The sequence below is a fragment of the uncultured Butyricimonas sp. genome (assembly GCF_959596855.1).
Classification (GTDB): Bacteria; Bacteroidota; Bacteroidia; order Bacteroidales; family Marinifilaceae; genus Butyricimonas; species Butyricimonas muris.
The window spans coordinates 85,557-105,963 of the sequence record NZ_CAUFYA010000001.1 but is presented as its reverse complement, the minus strand read 5'-3'; the positions used below and the strand labels follow the sequence as shown (position 1 = coordinate 105,963).

The following is a 20,407-nucleotide window of genomic DNA, read 5'->3' as shown; positions in this document are numbered from 1 at the left end:
GGATATAAATGAATGACGAATGAAAGATTTACGAAGATATATCAATTTAGCCCATAAGGTGGCTCGTGAACTCTGGTCCGGTTCGGAAGAATGGGAGAAATATATAGAAGAAAAGGACGTGCGGGAAGAGTTGAGGGGGCGATTGGACGGCAGTGAACTTGAAAAACGATGGAGTGAATTCGAGGGTATCGATATCAAACAAGCGTTGGAAAAGGTAAATTCCAAGAGAAAGGTGCGCCGGGTAAGACGTATCCGGAGGATCGGATGGAGTGGGGCCGCGGCTGTTGCTGCCGGGTTAATTATTGTTTCGTGGGTGAATCGGTCGGAACCTGTTGTGATGCAGGAAATGGTGGCAATTGGCGGCGAACATACGGGGGCTTATCTTGTCGTGGGAGATACGGGACGGGTTGATTTAGCGACGGCAGTTACTTTTGAAAATCAAGGGGTGATCGTGAGCAACACGAAAAAGGAGGAGTTAAGCTATCGGGAAAATGTCCGGGAAGTAGAGGCTCCTTTAATCCACAAGTTGGTAATCCCCAAGGGATGCGAGTATAAATTGGTGCTTGCCGACGGGACTCGGGTATGGATGAACGCGGAGAGCGAATTGTCCTATCCCGTGGCGTTTTCCGGGGACAGCCGTGTGGTCAGCTTGAAAGGACAGGCTTATTTCGAGGTGGCCAAATCGGGCGTGCCTTTTATCGTGAGAACGGAGCAGGTGGATGTACGTGTGCTGGGAACCTCGTTCGACGTGATGTCTTATTCCGACGAACCGACGGTACAGGTAACTCTGGAAGAGGGAAAAGTGCAGGTTCACACGGGAGCGCGGGACGAATTGCTCGTTCCGGGGCAGCAAGCCGTGTTTGCCCTTGGGGATTCGACCTTATCCGTGCGGGAGGTATGTACCGAAGTGTATACCGGGTGGCGGAAAGGAGAATTTATTTTTGACGGAGAATCCTTTGTCGGTATCGGTCGAAAATTGTCCCGGTGGTACGATATCGAGGTCGTGATAGACGAAAAACTGCAAAACGAAAGTTTGTTCGGTTCGCTAAGACGGTACGAATCGATACAGGAATTTTTGAATATACTGCAATTGACGAATGAGATTAAAGTGGTCTATTATGACGATAAAATAGAAATATTATCCAAGGAAAAAGAGGAACTGTAAAAATTCGGGAAACCTGACCGTTTCCCGAATCATATAGGTTATCCAGAGTATAATTTAGTGTTTAACCCAATTTGACAAATCTATGAAAAAAAATCGACTTTCCCCAGCGAGGGGAAAAATGAAAAGATTTTTGTCTTCGCGAAAGATGATTATGCTTCTTTTTTGCGCGATTCTATCGTTAAGTGCTACCGTGGCTTCCGCCCAAAAGGTGACAATTAACGTGAAAAATGCTTCTTTGGTGTCCGTTTTGGACGAAATCAAGCGACAGACAGGCTACCGCTATCTTTTTGTAGGCAATCAAGCCCGGGAAGTGAGTGGAATTACCTTATCGATGAACGAGCAACCGCTCACGACCGTTTTGGATAGTTGTTTGCGTAAAACCGTGTGGACTTATTCCATATCGGACAAGACTATTGTACTTTCCTTGAAAGCGGGAGTTGCCGCGGATAAATCCGAACAACCGGTAAAAAAGGAAGTGAGAGGTATTGTGGTTGATCAAAAGGGAGAAATATTACCCGGTGTGACCGTCCGATTGGCTAATACATCGGTAGGTACGGCGACGAATCAGAACGGGAAATTTGTCTTGCTTTTGCCAATCAAGAGCGGGAAGCTGGAATTTTCTTTCGTAGGGTACAAATCCCGAAGCTTCGAATTCACGGAAAAAACGGATTCTATTCGGATTGTTTTACAGGAGGAAGTTACCGGCTTGAATGAAGTGCAGGTGGTTGCTTATGGCTCCCAGAAAAAACGGACTGTGATCAGTGCAATTTCTTCCGTGAAAGCGGAAGATATCAAGGAATTGCCCACGCATAGCTTGGAAAGCCTGTTACAGGGACACATGGCGGGAGTCGAAGTGAATAATATGTCCGGTGCTCCCGGTGGCGGAGGGGCTATCGTGGCTATCCGGGGGTATAACTCTTTTTTTACCAAAGGAGGAACGGCAGAAGAGAGTGCTGACCGGAGCTACGGGACGCCGCTTTACGTGGTGGACGGGGTGCCGATGCAGGCATTTACTTCCCCGATTACCGGCTCGAACACGCTTTCCGACTTGGACCCGTCCATGATCGAATCCATAGAGGTGTTAAAAGATGCCGCCTCTGCCGCTATTTACGGTTCTCGTGCCGGTAACGGGGTTATTCTGATAACCACGAAAAAAGGACGTGCCGGTAAAGCGCAATTCACGGCGAATGCTTCCTATTCTGCCTCTTGGTTACCCAAGACACCCGTGCAGACGGGCGGAAATATGACACGTCGCTATGCCATGCAGGCATTGAAGAACACGATAAAACCTTACCAGAAAGCTGATCAAACTTGGGTGATCCCAACTTCCTATGAAGAGGTTTATAACTATACCAAGGATAACAATTATCCGGTATACGACTGGTTTTTCGGGACTCCCGACAAGGGGTATAAAGCTGCTATGATACAAGATAGTTTGAATAAATTTTACAATAATTCGACAGACTGGTGGAAGTATGCTTTTCGGACGGCAAAGGTGTTAAATGCCAACTTGCAGGCCATGGGAGGAAGTGAAACGATGCGTTATATGATCGGTGCCGGGTATTACAAGGAAGAGGGTATTGTATTAGGGACTGATTTTGAACGGGTGAACGTGATCACGAACCTGACAGCGTATCCTTCCAAACGTATCCAATTGGATAACCAGTTGTCATTGACCTATAGCCAGAGAAGCCGGGGTGGAGGTGGCGAGGGACAGAAAGTGGAAGGGATTAGTGTCAACGTGGCGACGGAATCGTCTTTGAAGCCGGGCAATGATTACGTGAGTAAATACATACTTGATGAATTGAACGCGGATATAGAAAAAAACCAAAGTTATTCATTGCGTTATAATTTGGTATTGGATTATGAGATTATTCGTAACCTGCATTTGCGGGTTTCCGGTGGCGTGGATTACAATCAGCAGAATCAGAACAACTTTTCTCCGAGTACAGCTGACAAGGATTTCCACAGGTCTGTTACAAACGGTACTATCGGACGTAATTTGTCATTAATTAACGAGAACTTATTATCGTACAATTTCACGGTAAAGAACGATCATAATTTTGATTTTTTGTTGGGACTTTCTTTCCAGAAAGATCAAACATACAATAATAAGGGATCGGCGCAGGGCGGACCTAATGATTTCGTTCATTACGCTAAAGGAGAATGGGGAGAGGGTAACGGATTGATAAACAATAATAAAGAATCCGACAGGGAAACAAATCCCGAGGGGGGATCTGCATTTGAATACGAGTCGAGTTTGGAAGAAGAGCGGATGAATAGTTATTTCGGACGTTTGCGGTATAATTACAAGGAGAAATATATGTTCGAGACCACGCTTCGCCGGGATGGATCGTCGGTATTCGGTGAGGACGTGCGGTGGGCTACATTTCCTTCCGTGGCTGTCGGCTGGGTTTTCTCGGATGAATCTTTCCTGAAAAATCTCTACTGGTTGAGTTTCGGGAAACTCCGCGTAAGTTGGGGACGTTCGGGGCAAAAGTTTTCACAACGTTATCTCGCGCACGGATTAATGGGGAATACCGGTGGGTCTTTTTTTGGACAGGCCGGCATGGGACCTGATATGGATGGCGGATTATTGAATCGTAAATTGAGTTGGGAGAAAACGGATCAATATGATTTCGGGTTGGATATCAGTCTGTTCGATTACCGGGTGAAATTGACCTGTGATTATTACTATCGTTACACGAAGGGACAATTGCAACGGATGGATTTAGGCGGTGATTTGAATTATCAGTATTTTCAGTGGCAAAATGCCCTTGGGGTGTCGAATGAAGGAATCGAGATGGAGTTGACCGTGGATATTCTGAGGGAATCCGCCGTGTCGTGGAGGGCTAAACTGAACGCTTCCCGGAACTGGAACCGTTTTGAGAAAAGCAATGACGGTTACGATTTTGATAATAATATTATCGGGAAGTCTTTATACAATATCAGAACTTATAAAACGGACGGATTTTATAACAGTATGGACGAGGTGCCTTATTATTATCAGTCTAATTCGAGACCCCAGCCTCTCAGCGGTTCAAGGATAGAAGATATATTCTTCCCCGGGACCCGACGATTGGTTGATTTGAACGGGGACGGGAGGATTACAGAGAGCGATAAGTATTATGCTGCCAGTCCCTTGCCTCTCGCTCATGGCGGATTTGCCAACGAGCTCAGGTGGAAACGATTTGATTTGAATATTTTCTTTGTATATTCTCTCGGGAGGCATATATTGAAATTATATGATGATCGTTCCCTGAATGTTGATCCGGGCGAGATGCGACCTATGTTTGTCGATGTGAATAGGATTAATGCGTGGACGGGACCGAATAGTAAAAATCCGGATTATCCTCGGTTGATCTCGTATGATCTGAATGATCAATTTACCGGGAATTATGATTGTGATATCGAGAATGTCAATATGCTTCGTTTGAAACAGTTGACCTTGGGGTACAACCTGCACGAACGTTTTGCCAAGAAAATAGGGTTATCCGGTGCGCGTGTTTTTTTAACTGCCGAAAACTTGTTCCTGCTTACGAATTATAGCGGTCCGGAACCTGAGATTGTCAATATAACGGAGGGAGTGGATTTATTATCGGGATACCCGTTGCCTCGTAAGTTTACCATTGGATTAACCATAAACTTTTAAGGAGAAGAATCATGAAAAAAATATTGTTTCTCATATTGTTCCTGCCGCTTTTCTCGTGTGATGACTGGCTGGATGTGGAGTCGGAGGTGTCTGTTACCTACCGGAATTATTTCAAGAATGAAAAAGATCTGGAGAGAATTTTGATCTCGATATTTCAGAGTGAAAAATTGGTGTGTGCCATTCCCCGTGTTTCCGCGTTCGGGTATGCCGGTTTGCAGATAGACAGACCGAATACTACCGCGGCGGGATTTCAGGAATTGAACCCGGCATCTTTTTTGGATAAATCTGAGATAAATTGGAAAGCTCATTACAGGGCGATCAGTCTGGCAAATATGTTAAGAGAAAACCGTTCCCGTTTTGAAAACATTTCGAAAGAACGGGCTGATTTCTGGATTGCCCAAGCCGATTTTGTGAAAGCGTTGATGTATTTCCGTTTAGCTCAAGACTGGGGGGAAGCTCCAATTGCTCCCGGTTCGGAAGATCCGACCGTTCAACCCAAAAGTCCGGTAGATTCGGTTCTGGCGGAGGCTATTCGTTGGGCGGAGGCTGCAAAGCGGGTTTTGCCGACGTACGAGCATTTGACGGATGCCAACGGACGGGCGATAACTTCCCGGCAGTATGCCAGTCTGGGAACAGTACATACCTTGTTGGCGAATATTTACGCGTGGATGGGGGGGCTTTACGGGAAAGAGGAGTACTGGAGAAAAGCGGAAGCGGAAGCTTCACTCGTGATCGACGGGAAAGTGGGAACTTACGGCTTGGAAGATGATATAGCCTCGCTTGTCAAGAATACTTTTGGCAAGGGACGGGGTACGAAGGAAGTTATTCTCGCAATAGAAGTGAATGACGTGGATGATAATTGGTATAATAGTAGTTCTCTGGAGATGCGTTATCCCGGGTTGTGTTTGGTACATTATCCTTATGGCGTGACCGATCCGAGTACAATAGCATCGGCTAGAAGTATGCCAAGGATTACGGTTCGTGCCGTGGAGGCGATGTACGAGGCCGCGGACGACCGAAGAAAGGAGTTTTGGTATAAGTTGGGAGAAACCTTGCTTATCGAGAAGGAGGATCCGGAAACCGGTGAAAAGTATGAAGTGGAGTACGTTTCCAGCTATGCTTTTATCAATAAATGGCGGGATGAAACTTATTCTAAAAACCCCAATGTGACTCAAGGTGGGTCTAAGTTGATCGCTATGGACGGGAATCGTGTCGTCTGGCGTTTGGCAGATTTGATTCTGTTGCGGGCAGAGTGCCGGGCTCAGTTGGGAATGGCGGAGGCTGTCGGGGATTTGAACCGGGTACGCGATCGTGCCGGATTGAGAGGGTATAACGGTTCCACGGAGAAAAAACGCTTATTGAAGGAGATATTCCATGAACGGGAGCGGGAGCTTTTCGGGGAAGGACAACGCTATTACGATATTGTGCGGAACGGTTATTTCCGGGATGAATTGAAAGGGAACTACAAGACATTGACCGACGAGGAGGTAAAGAACGGGGCTCTTTATTTGCCGGTTTATATGCATAGTGCAGATAAGAAAAATCCATTCATGAAACAAAATACTTATTGGTTATGGCAGCAAAAATAAATAAACTATTGAGAGGGGTGATGCTCTTGGGGATGATCGGGATATGTTCATGCACCAAATATAATTATATAGATAGCGGTTTGGCAAACGGCGTTCATGACTGCTCTATGTGGGAGTACTTTAAAACGGATCGGTATAACTGGGATTCGACGATGATTATGATCGATCACGCCGGGTTGAAACCGCTGTTCGAGGGCACGGGAGAGTACAAACAGATTACTTTTTTCGGTATCACGAATAATACAATCGTGCGCTATATGCTCGATTACAACCGGAAATTGGATGAAGATAAGCTCGCGGGAGAAGAGGTGGACGATAGCGAGTACTGGCATCGGGTAACGGATATTCCGGCGTCCGTGTGTGTGCCTCTATTGAAAAGCCTGATTGTGACGAAGCGATTGATGCTGGATGATGTCCCCGATGGTAATCGTAAGTTGATTGATGGTAAGAGTAAGAAAGAATACGAGGAGATCGACGGGATTGTGGTGCCTACTATGTTGTCGGAACTTTTCCTGTGGGTAGTGAGAGGAGATTACGGGGGAGTACAACATGCCGGCTATGCCTCGCTTAATATGGCTAAACGGTTGTCCACGGCGGAGAATTGGATTGTAGGATCAACAGATATACAGACAAATAACGGCGTGGTGCAGGCGATGGGATATGAATTTTTGTTAAGGGATTTTTAAAACAGAACGATGATGAAGACAATAATAATATTATTACTGTTGGGGTGTTCCGGTTTGTTTTTTGCTTGCCAAGATATCACGGTCGGATACTTGTACACGGATATTGCCGGATATACTCCCGATACTTTGCCTATAATCAATGTAAAAAAAGAAATCGTAAGATTACAAGGGATTTTGGATGCCTTTAAGGAGCAGACGGTGGAGCAACACGAAAAATTGGTGGAGCTGGAGAAGCAACTTGATGTACTGAGAGAGTCAATGAAAGCACCTCAAAAAGAATATGATGCTCTGCTTGACGAGTTGTATGATTATGAGAATCCTCCCACTCCGGATAGAGAAGAGGAAATTAATGCCAAACTAGAGGAATTGGATATATTCTTTGATGAGGTATGGGAGCAGGTATATCCGATACAGGATGAACAGGATGAGATTAACGAAGAATTGAAAGAAATAGCGGAAGGATTGGGAATGGAAGATCCGGCTATTATGGCGAAGAAAATTTCCGATTATCAGGATCGTATCGAATTTAAACTTCCATGGACCTCGTCACGCATACAGGGGGTGAAGGGAACCGAACCTTTGCAGTATTCGATTGTCGGGGTGAAGAGTGCTAACATGGAGAATGCCGCCAAGTTTATGACTTATGCGGGTGTTATGGGAGGCGGTCGGATTTATGTCGGTATAGACGTGGATGTGCCTGTCGGTGCGTATACGATAACGCTGGAAATCAAGAATGAGGGAAGAACAAAAGTGTTGGAAGATGTTTTTACCTTTCTGGTTATGGATGAAATTGATGAAGGGGGAGATGTAGAGTAATCAGCTTCGGTCTATGCCTTCGCATAGACCGAAAGTAATAAAGCATAATAGTATGAGAAAGATATTTATTTTAATGGTGTTCCTGATAGGGGGAGCATCAGGGGAGGTTGCTGCCCAAATGGAATTGTTTAAAGGTACTTTTCAAGAGGCTTTGGAGAAGGCAAAAAAAGAGAATAAAGATTTGTTTGTCGATTTTTATGCGGACTGGTGTGCCCCCTGCAAGCAAATGGCGGCGGAAGTCTTTACGCTCCCGGAAGTAGGAGATTATTTTAACTCCCGTTTCGTGTGCGTGCAGGTAGATGCGGATGCGAAAGAGAATAAAGAGATTGCCAAAAAATACGATGTGACGGCTTTGCCTACTCTCGTGTTTGTCAGAGCCAAAGATGAAAAAGAGATCCGGCGGGTACGGGGGGCTGTCGCTCCCGATATGTTGATACGAGAAGCTAAAATAGCCGCAGGAGAGGAATTGAGTTTTGAACAATTGTACGAGAAATACAAGAAGAATAAAAAGGACATTGACGTGCAACAACAGTTGTTGTTGAATGTCCCTGTTTTCATGATGACTCGGAACGGCTACGAACGGCAGAAATGGGCTACCCGTGTCGAGAGCCTTTTCCCGGAATATTTAAAGAATAAGAAGCTGGAAAACATGATTAACGAGACGGATTTCGCGTTGTTGACCATGTTTCACCCGCAGACGGATAAAGAAGATCCTATTTTTGACTTTGTGGTGGCGAACTACCCGAAATTTGTTACTGTTGTCGGTAAGGATGCCGTTGCTTCCTATATTATCGGCATGAATAACGGATATATTATCCGCCTGTGCCGGAGAGGAAATCTGGCATACAAGGAGCGGTTGAGCCGTGTGAACGGGGATTTGAAAGAGGTATATTCCGGTTTTTCGTTCGGTACGTTGTCCGTGTTGGATGCGATGACCTTGTTGGCGGATGCCACGTATAATCTGTACCGTCACAACGAGATGGCATTTTTTGAGAATATGGACAAGTATTTCACGGGTAAAGGAGAGCAGGTAACCTTGGTGGATTACACGCAGGCTTTGGAGGATTTAGCTATTGTGTACAAGGGAGAAATGTCACAAAATGCCTACACGAAATGTATCCCGTGGATTACAAAGGCATTGGAGATGGATATGGAAGCCATGTTTCGTGCCCGGCTACTGGTTATGTTAGGTCAGTGTTTTCAGAAGACCGATAATCCGGAGAAAGCGAAACAATGTTTCAATCAAGCTTACTTGGTCAGTGCTGAAATAGAAGACCAAATGCAGATGCAACAAATGCAAGAGATTATCAAACAGAGTTTGCAAGGGTTATGATGATTGTGGGGGAGAACGTATGAACGTTAGTGAAAAACATAATATGGTGCGTGATTTTCATGATGGCGTCTGAATGAGGAAGCTGGTAGTGTGTAAAGGGTGTGGCAAGGTATAAAATATCTATGCTACACCCTTCGGTGTATAAATATGTTATCATGTTATGTCTATGAAATCAATGTAACGAATATTGTCATTTAGGAGGATAAAATCACGACTGTAATTTCTACAGCCGTGATTTTTTGCTTATACTTGCAATATAAATTATGGCAGTGAATTGGGAAGAGCAGATATTGATTGATTTCCGGAAAGGGAAGTTGGATTTGTTGTACCGGGAGGTATATCCCGGGCTGATTCTCTATGCCGTGAAATATTTGGGAGGGGAGAGTGAATTTCTGGCGGAGGATTGCGTGCAGAATGCCATTTTCAGCGCTTGGCAGCGACGGACAAAATTTGACTCCGTGTACACGTTCAAGTCATTTTTATATACTTCGATAAAGAACGAGATTATTAGTATTCACCGTAAAAATTCTGCAAAGGAGCGTTATGTATCGCAATTGGAGAATGAAGCGTTTTTCCAAAATTCGGTAATCGATCAGGAGGCGCAGACGATTTTGTACAACGCGATAGAAGAGTTGCCGGAGAAAGCGAGAATGGTGTTCGAGATGAGTTTTATCGAGGGGTTGAAAAACGTGGAGATTGCCGAGAAGTTGGGATTATCTGATAGTTCGGTCAAGAAATACAAAGCGAGTGCCCTTGATTTTCTGAGAGAAAAACTAGAATCTACGTTATTTTCTTTCTTATTTCTTTCCTTGTAATTAGAGGTTTATAATTTTTTTTGAAAAAAGATGCTTTTTCTATTACCCCATTCGGGGGAGGTTGCGTTATAGGGGTAAATTTAAAGAATCGATGATGATGCGTGATAATAAAATCGAATACCGGATAGCGAAATTGTTGGCTCGCCAGCGTGCCGGACAAATCACGGACGAGGAGATGCGGGAGTTGGAGGTGTGGAAGGAGAACTCTCCCGAGAACGAGGAGTTGTTTCTTCGTTGGCAGAGAGGTGATTTCTTTTCGGGAGAATACGCTAAATACAAAAAGATAAATGGTATTCGGGCAAAGAATGCCATGCAGAAAAGAATCGACCGGGAACGCCGTGCCGGATTGCGTTTAAGGATATTGCGCTTTGGTGTGGCTGCCGCCGTAGTGTTATTGGTCGTTGGCAGTTTCTACTTGTTCAAGGGTGAACGGGAAGAGAAACGTGACGCTATGCCCTCTATAGCCTTGATTTCCGCCCAGCGCCCGACGCTGAAGTTGAATGACGGTTCGGTCGTGCTGTTGGATAGTGTTGCCGCCGGGTTTAAGGAAGAAGGGGTGACCGTGGCAAGAACGGGTGGTTCGACGTTGGCTTATCTGGCAGAAGATGCCATTAGTAAGCAGGCATTGGCCTTCAACACGTTGAATGTACCGAAGGGGGCGGAGTTCGATTTGATACTGGCTGACGGTACTCAAGTGTGGTTGAACGCGGAGTCGAAATTGAAATACCCGGTTGCTTTCGGGGGCAAGGAACGAGTGGTAGAGTTGGAGGGCGAGGGATTCTTCAAGGTGTCGAAAGACGCTGCACGCCCGTTTCGGGTGAAAACAAAGGGTCAAGTAGTGGAGGTGCTGGGAACGGAGTTTAACGTGGATGCTTATCCCGACGGAGAATACGTTTACACGACGTTGGTGGAGGGAAAAGTAAAAGTAGATACCGATGGGAAGAGTCTGGAATTAACCCCCGGTATGCAGTCCGTGGTCGGGAAACAGAATGTATATACCCGGAAGGTGAACACGGGGGATATCGTGAGTTGGCGGAACGGGATGTTCGTGTTGGAGGATAAGACACTGGAAGAGATTATGTCCAAGCTGACTCGTTGGTATGATTTCAGCGTCTTCTACCAGAATCAAGCCGCCAAGGATATTACTTTTAAGGGAAAGATTCCACGGTATGCTTCCTTCGAGTCAATTCTGGATATTCTGGAACGAACGGGTGAAGTGAAATTCAAGGTATTGGGACAAACGGTGACTGTATACCAGTGATATAAATAAAAAAGGGGAATTTGGTCGATTCCCCTATTACAAAACATCTGTTGGTCGCAGATGCATGTTTAACTGTAATGCTTTACAAATGTATGAAAAAAAAGAGTACAACGTGTAGTCTTCCGGAAGGAAGATTGCGAAAAATTCTGTTAGTTATGACATTGAAGTTTTTTGTTCTGCTATTGACGTTCGGGACAGCGAGTGCCATGGGGTACGCGCAGGAGCAGAAATTGAACGTGGTGTTTCATGATGAAATGCTGGAAAACGTGTTGGAATATCTCAAGGAGAACACGGATTACGAGTTCGTGTACCGGAAGGAGATTCTAGGGAATACAAAAGTGAAAAATGTAGAGTTGAAGGACGTAACCTTGCGGGAAGTGCTGGATCAGGTGTTGCGGCAAAACGGTTTTGATTACGAGATCGTAGATCAAGTGATAGTGATCCGTAAACTTCCGATGGTGCAACAAAAGAAGGAAATTAAGATTGTCGGGCAGGTGACCGATGAGCAAAAGAATCCCATGCCGGGAGTAACCGTCATGGTGAAGGGGTTGACCATAGGGACGGCGACAGACCGGAACGGAAAATACGTGTTGAGATTGCCGGAGGTGAAAGATCTGACATTGATATTCTCTTTCATCGGGATGGAATCTAAAGAGGTGAAATACACGGGGCAGGACACGATCAACGTGGTGTTGAGGGAAACCGTGAACGAGATGGACGAGGTAACCGTGGTCAGTACCGGTTACCAGAACGTGAACCGGAGAGATATGGTGGGTTCCTATACCACGGTGAAAGCGGAAGATATCATGATGCCTGCTTATGCCACTATCGACCAGATGTTGCAGGGACAGGTGCCGGGTATGATGGTATTGAGTTCCAGTACCCGTGCGGGTACTACTCCTAAAATTCAGATACGCGGTACTTCCACGTTATTGGGAAATCAAGATCCCATTTGGGTGGTGGACGGGATTATTCAGGACGACCCGATTTCCCTTAATGCCAGTTCCAATATGACTTTGGATATGAAGGAAATAATTGGGAATCAGGTGTCTTGGTTGAATCCGAATGATATTGAAACCATTACTGTGTTGAAAGATGCTTCTGCCACGGCTATTTACGGTTCCCGGGCTTCCAATGGTGTGATTGTAATCACGACGAAGAAAGGAAAGACGGGACGTATGTCTATCAATTACGCCGGTAATTTCTCGATAGCCCCTCGCCCGAGATACAAGAATTTCAATTTGATGAATTCGCAGGAACGAGTGCAATTCAGCGAGGATGCTTTCGCCGCCGGATTGAGGTATAAATTTGAGCCGATAAAACAAATTAATACTTACGAGGGAGCCTTGAAGATGTTCCAGAGCGGGGAAATGACGTCGGATGAATTTATTAAAACACGTAATTACTTGGAAACGGTGAACACGGATTGGTTGGATTTGTTAACCCGGACTTCTTTTGGGCACAATCATAACGTGAGTGTTACCGGGGCGTCGGATAAGGTGAATTACGCTCTTTCCGTGGGTTATAATTCAAATGACGGGCAGGAGAAAGGAAATAGTTCTGAGCGTCTGACTGCACGGGCAGCAGTGACCTTGAATATGAGTGATAATATTCGTGTGAACTTGACCTTGAATGGTACAACCGGAACAAACAAAGGGTTCAACGGGGTAGACCCCTTGAACTATGCTTTGACGACAAGCCGTTCCATCGCGGCATTCGAGGAAGACGGAAGTTATTCCTATTACCGGAAAAGACTGGAATACAAGTACAATAAAGAAATAGAATCTATCGGTTACAACGTGCTTAATGAATTGGAAAACACGGGTTCGGAAGTCAACACGGGTAGTTTGAAGTTGAGTTTTGATTTTCAATGGAAATTATTGAGTTGGTTGACCTATCAGTTTACCGGTGGGTACTCGTACAACACGACGAACAGCTAGTCATGGGCGTTGGAGCGTTCTACGGCAATCGCCTCGACGTATCGGGGTTATGATTATGGTTCCGTGAGTGCCGAACACCCGTGGTTTAGTGCGGCTCTTCTGCCTTTCGGGGGAACGCTGTTCAGTTCTGCTGCCACGGTAACCTCGTATAACGTCCAGAATAAATTGATGTTCTCGAAATCGTTTAACGAGAATCACCGCTTGAATGCCATGGTGGCGATAGAAGCCCGTTCCACGAAAAACAAAAACGATCAAAACACACGTTACGGGTATGTGCCAGACCGGGGCAATTTGACGGTACGTCCTACTCTGCCGGAAGATTTTGTTCCCGTGGGGGGAGGTGCCTCTTTGACGGGTTACGGGATATTGGAAGATTTATACAACGGTAGAAGTACCTTGAGCGAAAAGACGGATAATTTCTTCTCTGTTTTTGCGACCTTGGCTTATTCGTTGAAAAACAGGTATGTTTTTAATTTCAACGTGCGTAATGACGCCTCCAATCGTTTTGGGCAGAACACGAATAAACGATTCGACCCGACTTATTCTTTTGGCTTATCATGGAGGATGACTGAGGAGGAATTTATGCGGAACCAACGGGTATTGACAAACGTGAATTTGAAAGCGACTTGGGGGATTCAGGGAAATGCTTTGACGAATCTCAGTCCGGATTTAATATTGGACCAGAATGGGGTATTGGGGATATTCAACGAGTATTATTCGTCCATCAATTCTATTCCTAACCCGAACCTCTCTTGGGAACGCACGCACTCGTGGAATTTCGGGTTGGATTTGCAGTTCTTCGGTAAAGTGAATGCCAACATCGATTACTACATCCGGCGTTCCAACGCGATTATCTCCAAGGACATTCCTTTCGAGAACGGTAGAGATGCCATGTCTGTCAATGGTGGGATAATCTATAACGAAGGTATCGAGTTTACGGTTTCTTTCGTTCCGGTGAACACGAAGAATTTCGGTATTAACATGAGCGTGAACTCTTCCAAGAACTGGAACTCCGGGGGGAAAGTCGATAAAGAAGTTGCCGATTTGGCTCAATTTTTGAACGGAACTACTGAAAGGATTTTGAAAAAGGGCTATCCGTTAGGAAGTATGTGGTCGTTTGACTTTGCCGGGTTGAATCCTGAAAACGGTCGCGCGATGTTCAATCGTATCATGTCGAAAGAGGAGTACAACGGGGACATGACCAGTTTTTTGAAATACTCCGGTCAGAAAGACCCTTATTTCACGGGAGGGGTAAATTTGAATATTCGTTATCGTTCTTTCACGTTGGCAACTTCATTTTCGCTGTTGTTAGGGGGTGTTGCCCGTTTGAGTTCTCCCTATCGTGATTTGGATACGGGGATTTATATGCCGAATGCGGAAAATAATCTTAACCGGGACTTGCTGAAACGCTGGAAACAACCGGGTGACGAGGCGCACACGAGTATCCCGGGATTCGTGATTGGAGGTAAGAATTACACGATGGAAATACCGGTAAATTCCAGGTATAATTTGTTTACCGCTTATGCTAATTCGGACGCGTTGACGGTACCGCGGTCATTCTTGCGTTGCCGGGGATTAAATTTGAGTTGGAGATTGAACAACGAGATGGCACAACGGATCGGGTTAAATAGTTTGACGGTGACGGCTTCCGTGAATAACTTGTTTGTCATTGCTTCCAAGCGCTACAACGGTTTTGACCCGGAGATGCCCAATCGAGTGATGCCCAAGACCTATTCGGTAGGAATTAATGTTGGTTTTTAAATGATTTGATATATGAAAAAGATATTATTCAATATAATTTTGCTCACGAGTTTATGTGCTTGTTCGAGCTTTTTGGAACCGGATTCTCCTAGTGAATACGTGCCCAAAAACGTCAATGCTTTGAACGAGATGCTGTTGGGAGATGCTTACCCGTTAGCAACTTCCGAGGGGTTGTTCAATCTTCACCATGCTTTTGACGATGATATCGAGATGAGTGAAGACTGTATTTTGCAGACCTCTACTCAGGGGATTGTCGGTTTGCAATACATCTATTCATGGAATCCTCATATGTTTGAGTTATACCCTTCGCAAACTTCCGTTTCGGAATGGAACAAGTATTACCAGTATATTTTGGGAGCGAATGCCGCCTTGGATTATCTGGACGACGTGAAGGGCTCGACAGAGGAGAAGGCTTACGTGGCCGCGCAGGCTTATGCTTTGCGTGCGTTCTATTATTTCAATCTGGTAAACCTTTTCGGGGAACCGTACAATCACGATAAGAATGCCGACGGGGTGCCTTTGAAATTAACGAGTAATTTGTTAAGTAGTTTCGAGAGAAGGGAAACGGTTGCCAAGGTGTACGAGCAGATCGTGAAGGATTTGAATGCTGCGGAAGAGAATTTCCTGCTCTTGCCGATGGATCAACAGAATGCGGCGGGTTACCGTATAAATTTACCGGCTGTGCAATTACTCCATGCCCGCGTATGCCTGCACATGGAGGATATGGAAGGGGCTGCCCGATACGCGAAGAAAGTGATCGGGGATTGGGGGTTCGAGTTGTATGACTTGAAATCGTTCGTGAAGAAAACAACCATCACGGCAGGGGAAGATGCTTCTTATCCCAATTACGTGTCATTGGATAACCCGGAAACCATTTGGGTGTACGGGAATTCGGGGGATTTTACCGGGATCATCGGGGGGTCGGAAAGAATGGAAGATGGAACCACCTATGGCTATTACGTGAATGTTTCCCGTGATCTGATTGCTTGTTATAAAGATGAAGAAGATTTGCGGAAGACACTCTATCTCGTGGAAGAGTTACGCGGACCGATGAGTGCGAAACCGGAGCAACTGAAGCCGGTTGCCGGGCACTATCTCCCGTGGAGCAAGTGCGGGATGCAATATAATAATAAAGTAAAAGCTAAAACGGAATTCGGTATGTCACTTCGTTTGTCGGAGGCTTATTTGATACTCGCGGAAGCCGTCTATGACACGGACGAATCTTTGGCTTTGAAAATGATAAATGATTTACGTGAGAAGCGATACGCGGCGGATACGGATTACGAGGTAAATTATTCCGGCGAGGAGTTGTTGGATTTTATCCGGGAAGAACGTCGTCGGGAACTCTGTTTCGAGGGACACCGCTGGTTTGATTTGCGTCGTTACGGGATGCCTCGTTTCGAGCGTCGCTGGGTGGAGTTGGGGGTAAATTTAGGCAAGTACGTGATGGAGGAGGGTGATGCCGCCTACACCTTGCCGATCCCTGTAAACGTGATAGAGCGTAATTCCGCCCTGACTCAGAATAAATTAACAACCGAGAAAACATTACAATAAAACGAGGAACCATGAAATACAAGTATGCCTTTAGTTTGATATTCTTGTTGGCAACGTTAGTTGCTTGTAACGATGAGGATAAATTGTATCCCCGTTCTGAGGATGCTTCGAGTATTAGTCGTTTTGAATTTCCTCAAGGGAATAACGCTTGGGATCAAGATTTGTTGGAAATCGCGAATACCTTCGGAACGATTCCCATTTACACGGCTTTCGATACCTTGGATTTGAATCAAGCTTGGTCCGGGACGTTCACGATAAAATATTACGGGGAACCCTTGAGTGACGAGTACGCGATATTTTATACCGATTTTTTCAAGAATCATGTATTTGGTTTCTTGAAACCGGAATTGTGTAGGGGGGTGTTACCCAATTATATCTATATGGTTGATGATTTCCGTCAGGTGTTTGCCGGAGCTATCGGGTATGCGCCTAAGCCCTGTCTTTGGGATGGTTTGGATTATTGGGCGTTTTCTTTCCGGGCGAAAGAGGAGAATATAGCCTATAAAGATTACGGGAACGGTATGATTATTAAATTTTTTCAACCTTACGACTTGCCTCGAACTCCTTGGGAATGTAAGGCACGGCGTACCGTTATTCTGCAAAACATTTTGACCAAGATGGTGGATAAAGGTACGATCGCGATTCCGGCAGATTTTCAAACGGGAGGAGCTTTCGATTATTCGATAAAATTCAGCACTTCGGTGAATGCCGAGAATTATTATATGAAACTCGGTTATCCCGGGAGTATGCTCGTGACGGCTTACGATTTCACACCTCTCCAGACAACGCTGACCATGGATGCCAAAACCAATTTCTCTAATTATTTGAAATTGGGTATGCGCTACACCCGTGATTCGGTATTGATCAAGTACCCGGAAGACAAGTACCCGTTGATCATCCGGTACTATGATTTCACGGTGAAATACATGAAAGATAAATACGATTGGGATATTACTCGAATGGCGGCTTTGAAAGAAGATTAATATGATGAAATTATTCGTATCTACTTTATTTATGTTATTGACGTTTAGCGTTTCCGCGCAGTTTTCCCTGAAGGGGAAACTGCGGACGCTACGTCCGTTGACAATCAAGGTGACCGATTTGTCGGGGAATACGATTGTCGAGTGTTCGGTGAAGAGTGGAGAGGAATTCAAAACCAAACCGGTACGTATCAAGAAAGATTTGTATAACGTCCATTTCGGAAGTTACTCGGAAATGATGATCCTCACGGATAGTCCTATAATATTGAAAGGATTTTTGAATGAGGACCGACCGGAAGAGAGTTCCATAGAGTTCGACGGGATTGATCTGTATATGCAATATATGGATATTATGGCTAAATTCAGGGCTTCGGGCTCTAGGCGGGAGGAGATCCAGAATCCCGTGAAAAACGATTCGACACTGGATCCCGTGGTACGAGTTTCGTTGATGTATTTGAACAAGGGATTCTTTGATCTGGATTACGAGTCTTACAGGCAGATATTGGATATGATTCCCGAGAACGAGAGGGAATCGCGGGTAGTGAAATACCTCGTGGATGAGGTGGCACGTCGCCGGAAATTCGCTTTGGGGCAGCAGGCTTACAATTTTACTTTCGTGGGTTTGGACGGGAATGACGTGAGCTTAAGTGATTTCAAGGGGAAATTGGTACTGTTGGATTTCTCTGCCTCTTGGTGCGGGGGATGTCGCACGGAAGCGAGAAAGTTGGTTAAAGAGTACGACTCTATGAAAGGGGATGATCTTGTCGTTATCACGATATCCATGGACAACCGGGAAAAAGATTGGCGTAGGATGGTCGAGGAGGATAAACTGCCTTGGGTGACCTTGTGGAACCGGGAAGGATTCACGAAAGGGAACAAGCAAAATGTAATTCAGGATGCCTACGGTTTTTATCAGATTCCTTTTATCGTTCTAATCGATAAAGAGGGTAAGATCATAGCCCGTGACTTGCGGGGCGACGAGGTGAAAAAGGCAATAGAAAAAGCGAGAAAGACGTATCAATTTTAGATTTTAAATTTTAGATTGAAGGATTAGGGGATTTCCAATTCTGCATTTTCAATTTTCAATTGGAACAGGGTTCGTTTTGTATAAAAAATAAAAAACTGTAATGATGAAAAAGTATTTTACAATCTTGATGATGAGTGTATTGGTCGCTATTGGTAGTGCGGCAAAGGCTCAATTGGTGAAACAAAATTCAAAGGTGGAAGAGCAAAAACAGTCGAATAGGGACTGGTATAATTGTTCTTTTGAAAAAGACGGTGTGTACGGCGTTGGTGTAAACGAGGCGTATGAATTTTTGAAAGGAAAGAAAGCGAAAGCAAAACCTATCGTGGCGCTTATCGGTACGGGTATCGACACGGAACACGAGGCGTTGAAAGCGAATATTTGGAAGAATCCGAAAGAGAAAGCCGACGGGAAGGATAACGATAAAAACGGGTACGTGGACGACGTGAACGGCTGGAATTTCATCGGGGGCAAAGACGGGCAGGTGATGCCGTCCGTGAACCGGGAGGGAGAACGCGAGTTCTTGCGCCTGAAAGACAAGTACGGGGATATCATGAAAGACGGGGGTAAATTTTACACCTTTGCCAATGGGAAAAGAGAGGAGTGTGCTGCACCCGAGAATATGGAAGAATATAATTACTTCAATTCCGTGGTTCGGGGGGAGTCCCGGTTGTTGCAGGCTTATGGAGCCATAAATTCAGTGTATAATTCCCGGTATTACATGGGGCTGTTCGACCGGGAGGTACGGGCGGTTTCCCTAAAAAAGACAGGATTCACGGTCGAAGATGTCGTGAAGATGTGCTCGCCTAAAACAGCAGAGGATCCCACAAGCCGGGGAATAATGATCGCGGCGTTGCAAATGAGGGCTCATATGATGAAAAATGACGAGTGGGAGCGTAATCGCGATGCTTTTTTGTCGGAGACTTATCTTGCGGATCAAAAAAAGAAATATGAGCAGGCGGTAGCGAGATACGGTAATGACGGGCGTCAAGCGATCGTGGGTGACAATTATCTGGATATAAATGATCGCGCGTACGGGAATAACGTGTTGTTGACCGCGGATGCCGCTATCGGGACGATGATCGCGGGGGTGATTGCCGGACAACGGGATGTGGAAGGACGCAACAATCCCATCGCTGAACAAGCGAGAATTATGACCTTGGTGGTAGAAGCCGGTGCGGGAGAACCTTACTTGAAAGACATGGCTTTAGCGATTCGTTATGCCGTGGAGCACGGGGCTTCTGTCGTGGTGTTGCCGCAACAGAACTCGTTGTACCCGGAGGTGCAAAAACAATGGATAAGCGAGGCGATTCGCTATGCAGAACAAAAAGGGGTATTGGTTATCGTCCCCGTGCACGAGATGTCCCGTGACATGAGCGAGGAAACGTTTTTCCCGAATCGTTGGATGGATGGCGGAAAAGAATTGACCAACCTGATGACGGTGGGAATGTCCGACAAAGAAGGAATGCCGTCCGCGAATTCGAATTTCGGGGCGAAGGAGTTGGATATTTACGCCCCGGGGATAAAAGTATTGTCCGCTTGCACGGGAGATATCTACCAGTACGGGAATGGCGTGCCGATGGCTTCCGCCATGGTAGCGGGTGTTGCGGCTTTGATTAAGACGTATTATCCGAAATTGACGGGTAGCCAGATTCGTGATATATTGTTACAGACGGTGACCTCCCGGAAGGGCGTGGAATTGGAAAAGAACGTCACGAGAGGAGGGAAGAATGCTGTAGACCTGTATCTTTTTGAACAATTGTGCCTTTCCGGTGGTATCGTGAATGCTTTGGAAGCCGTGAAAGCCGCTGATAAATTAAGCAAATAAGCT

Annotated in this window: 14 protein-coding genes; all 14 read left to right on the top strand. The window is 45.5% G+C overall.

Going from position 1 to position 20,407, the window contains the following annotated elements:
* Positions 1–19: 19 nt before the first annotated feature.
* Complete coding sequence (locus Q5866_RS00385) at positions 20–1,165, top strand: FecR family protein (RefSeq protein WP_303178068.1); 1,146 nt, start codon at positions 20–22, stop codon at positions 1,163–1,165.
* An 82-nt stretch (positions 1,166–1,247) separates the two neighbouring features.
* A complete protein-coding gene (locus Q5866_RS00380; RefSeq protein WP_303178066.1) occupies positions 1,248–4,817 on the top strand; it encodes a SusC/RagA family TonB-linked outer membrane protein in 3,570 nt (1,189 codons plus the stop codon).
* 11 nt (positions 4,818–4,828) lie between these two features.
* Complete coding sequence (locus tag Q5866_RS00375; protein ID WP_186974947.1) at positions 4,829–6,406, top strand: RagB/SusD family nutrient uptake outer membrane protein; 1,578 nt, start codon at positions 4,829–4,831, stop codon at positions 6,404–6,406.
* Entirely contained in the window at positions 6,391–7,092 is a 702-nt protein-coding gene (locus tag Q5866_RS00370) for a hypothetical protein (RefSeq protein WP_186974948.1), read from the top strand. The genes Q5866_RS00375 and Q5866_RS00370 overlap by 16 nt, the downstream gene beginning before the upstream one ends.
* Before the next feature lie 9 nt (positions 7,093–7,101).
* Positions 7,102–7,908: a hypothetical protein gene (locus Q5866_RS00365; RefSeq protein WP_303178064.1), complete on the top strand. Its 807-nt coding sequence runs from the start codon at positions 7,102–7,104 to the stop codon at positions 7,906–7,908.
* A gap of 52 nt (positions 7,909–7,960) precedes the next feature.
* The gene (locus tag Q5866_RS00360; RefSeq protein ID WP_186974950.1) at positions 7,961–9,241 is read left to right on the top strand and encodes a thioredoxin domain-containing protein; all 1,281 of its coding nucleotides are present in this window, start codon (positions 7,961–7,963) and stop codon (positions 9,239–9,241) included.
* 263 nt (positions 9,242–9,504) lie between these two features.
* Positions 9,505–10,056 (top strand): sigma-70 family RNA polymerase sigma factor, encoded by a 552-nt coding sequence (locus tag Q5866_RS00355; RefSeq protein WP_222621131.1) that lies wholly within the window; start codon positions 9,505–9,507, stop codon positions 10,054–10,056.
* A 91-nt stretch (positions 10,057–10,147) separates the two neighbouring features.
* Positions 10,148–11,317, top strand: a complete 1,170-nt coding sequence (locus Q5866_RS00350; RefSeq protein ID WP_303178060.1) for a FecR family protein — start codon at positions 10,148–10,150, stop codon at positions 11,315–11,317.
* Positions 11,318–11,472: 155 nt separating this feature from the next.
* On the top strand, positions 11,473–13,257 hold the full coding sequence (locus Q5866_RS21055) for a carboxypeptidase-like regulatory domain-containing protein (protein WP_368501991.1): 1,785 nt from the start codon (positions 11,473–11,475) through the stop codon (positions 13,255–13,257).
* Between the two features lie 9 nt (positions 13,258–13,266).
* Complete coding sequence (locus Q5866_RS21050; protein ID WP_368501990.1) at positions 13,267–15,018, top strand: TonB-dependent receptor; 1,752 nt, start codon at positions 13,267–13,269, stop codon at positions 15,016–15,018.
* Between the two features lie 12 nt (positions 15,019–15,030).
* On the top strand, positions 15,031–16,572 hold the full coding sequence (locus tag Q5866_RS00340) for a RagB/SusD family nutrient uptake outer membrane protein (RefSeq protein ID WP_303178058.1): 1,542 nt from the start codon (positions 15,031–15,033) through the stop codon (positions 16,570–16,572).
* Positions 16,573–16,583: 11 nt separating this feature from the next.
* A complete protein-coding gene (locus tag Q5866_RS00335) occupies positions 16,584–17,555 on the top strand; it encodes a hypothetical protein (protein WP_303178057.1) in 972 nt (323 codons plus the stop codon).
* A gap of 1 nt (position 17,556) precedes the next feature.
* Positions 17,557–18,579 carry a peroxiredoxin gene (locus Q5866_RS00330; protein WP_303178055.1) on the top strand — a complete coding sequence of 341 codons (1,023 nt, stop codon included), beginning with the start codon at positions 17,557–17,559 and terminating at the stop codon, positions 18,577–18,579.
* Between the two features lie 127 nt (positions 18,580–18,706).
* A complete protein-coding gene (locus Q5866_RS00325) occupies positions 18,707–20,404 on the top strand; it encodes a S8 family serine peptidase (protein ID WP_303178273.1) in 1,698 nt (565 codons plus the stop codon).
* Positions 20,405–20,407: the final 3 nt, after the last annotated feature.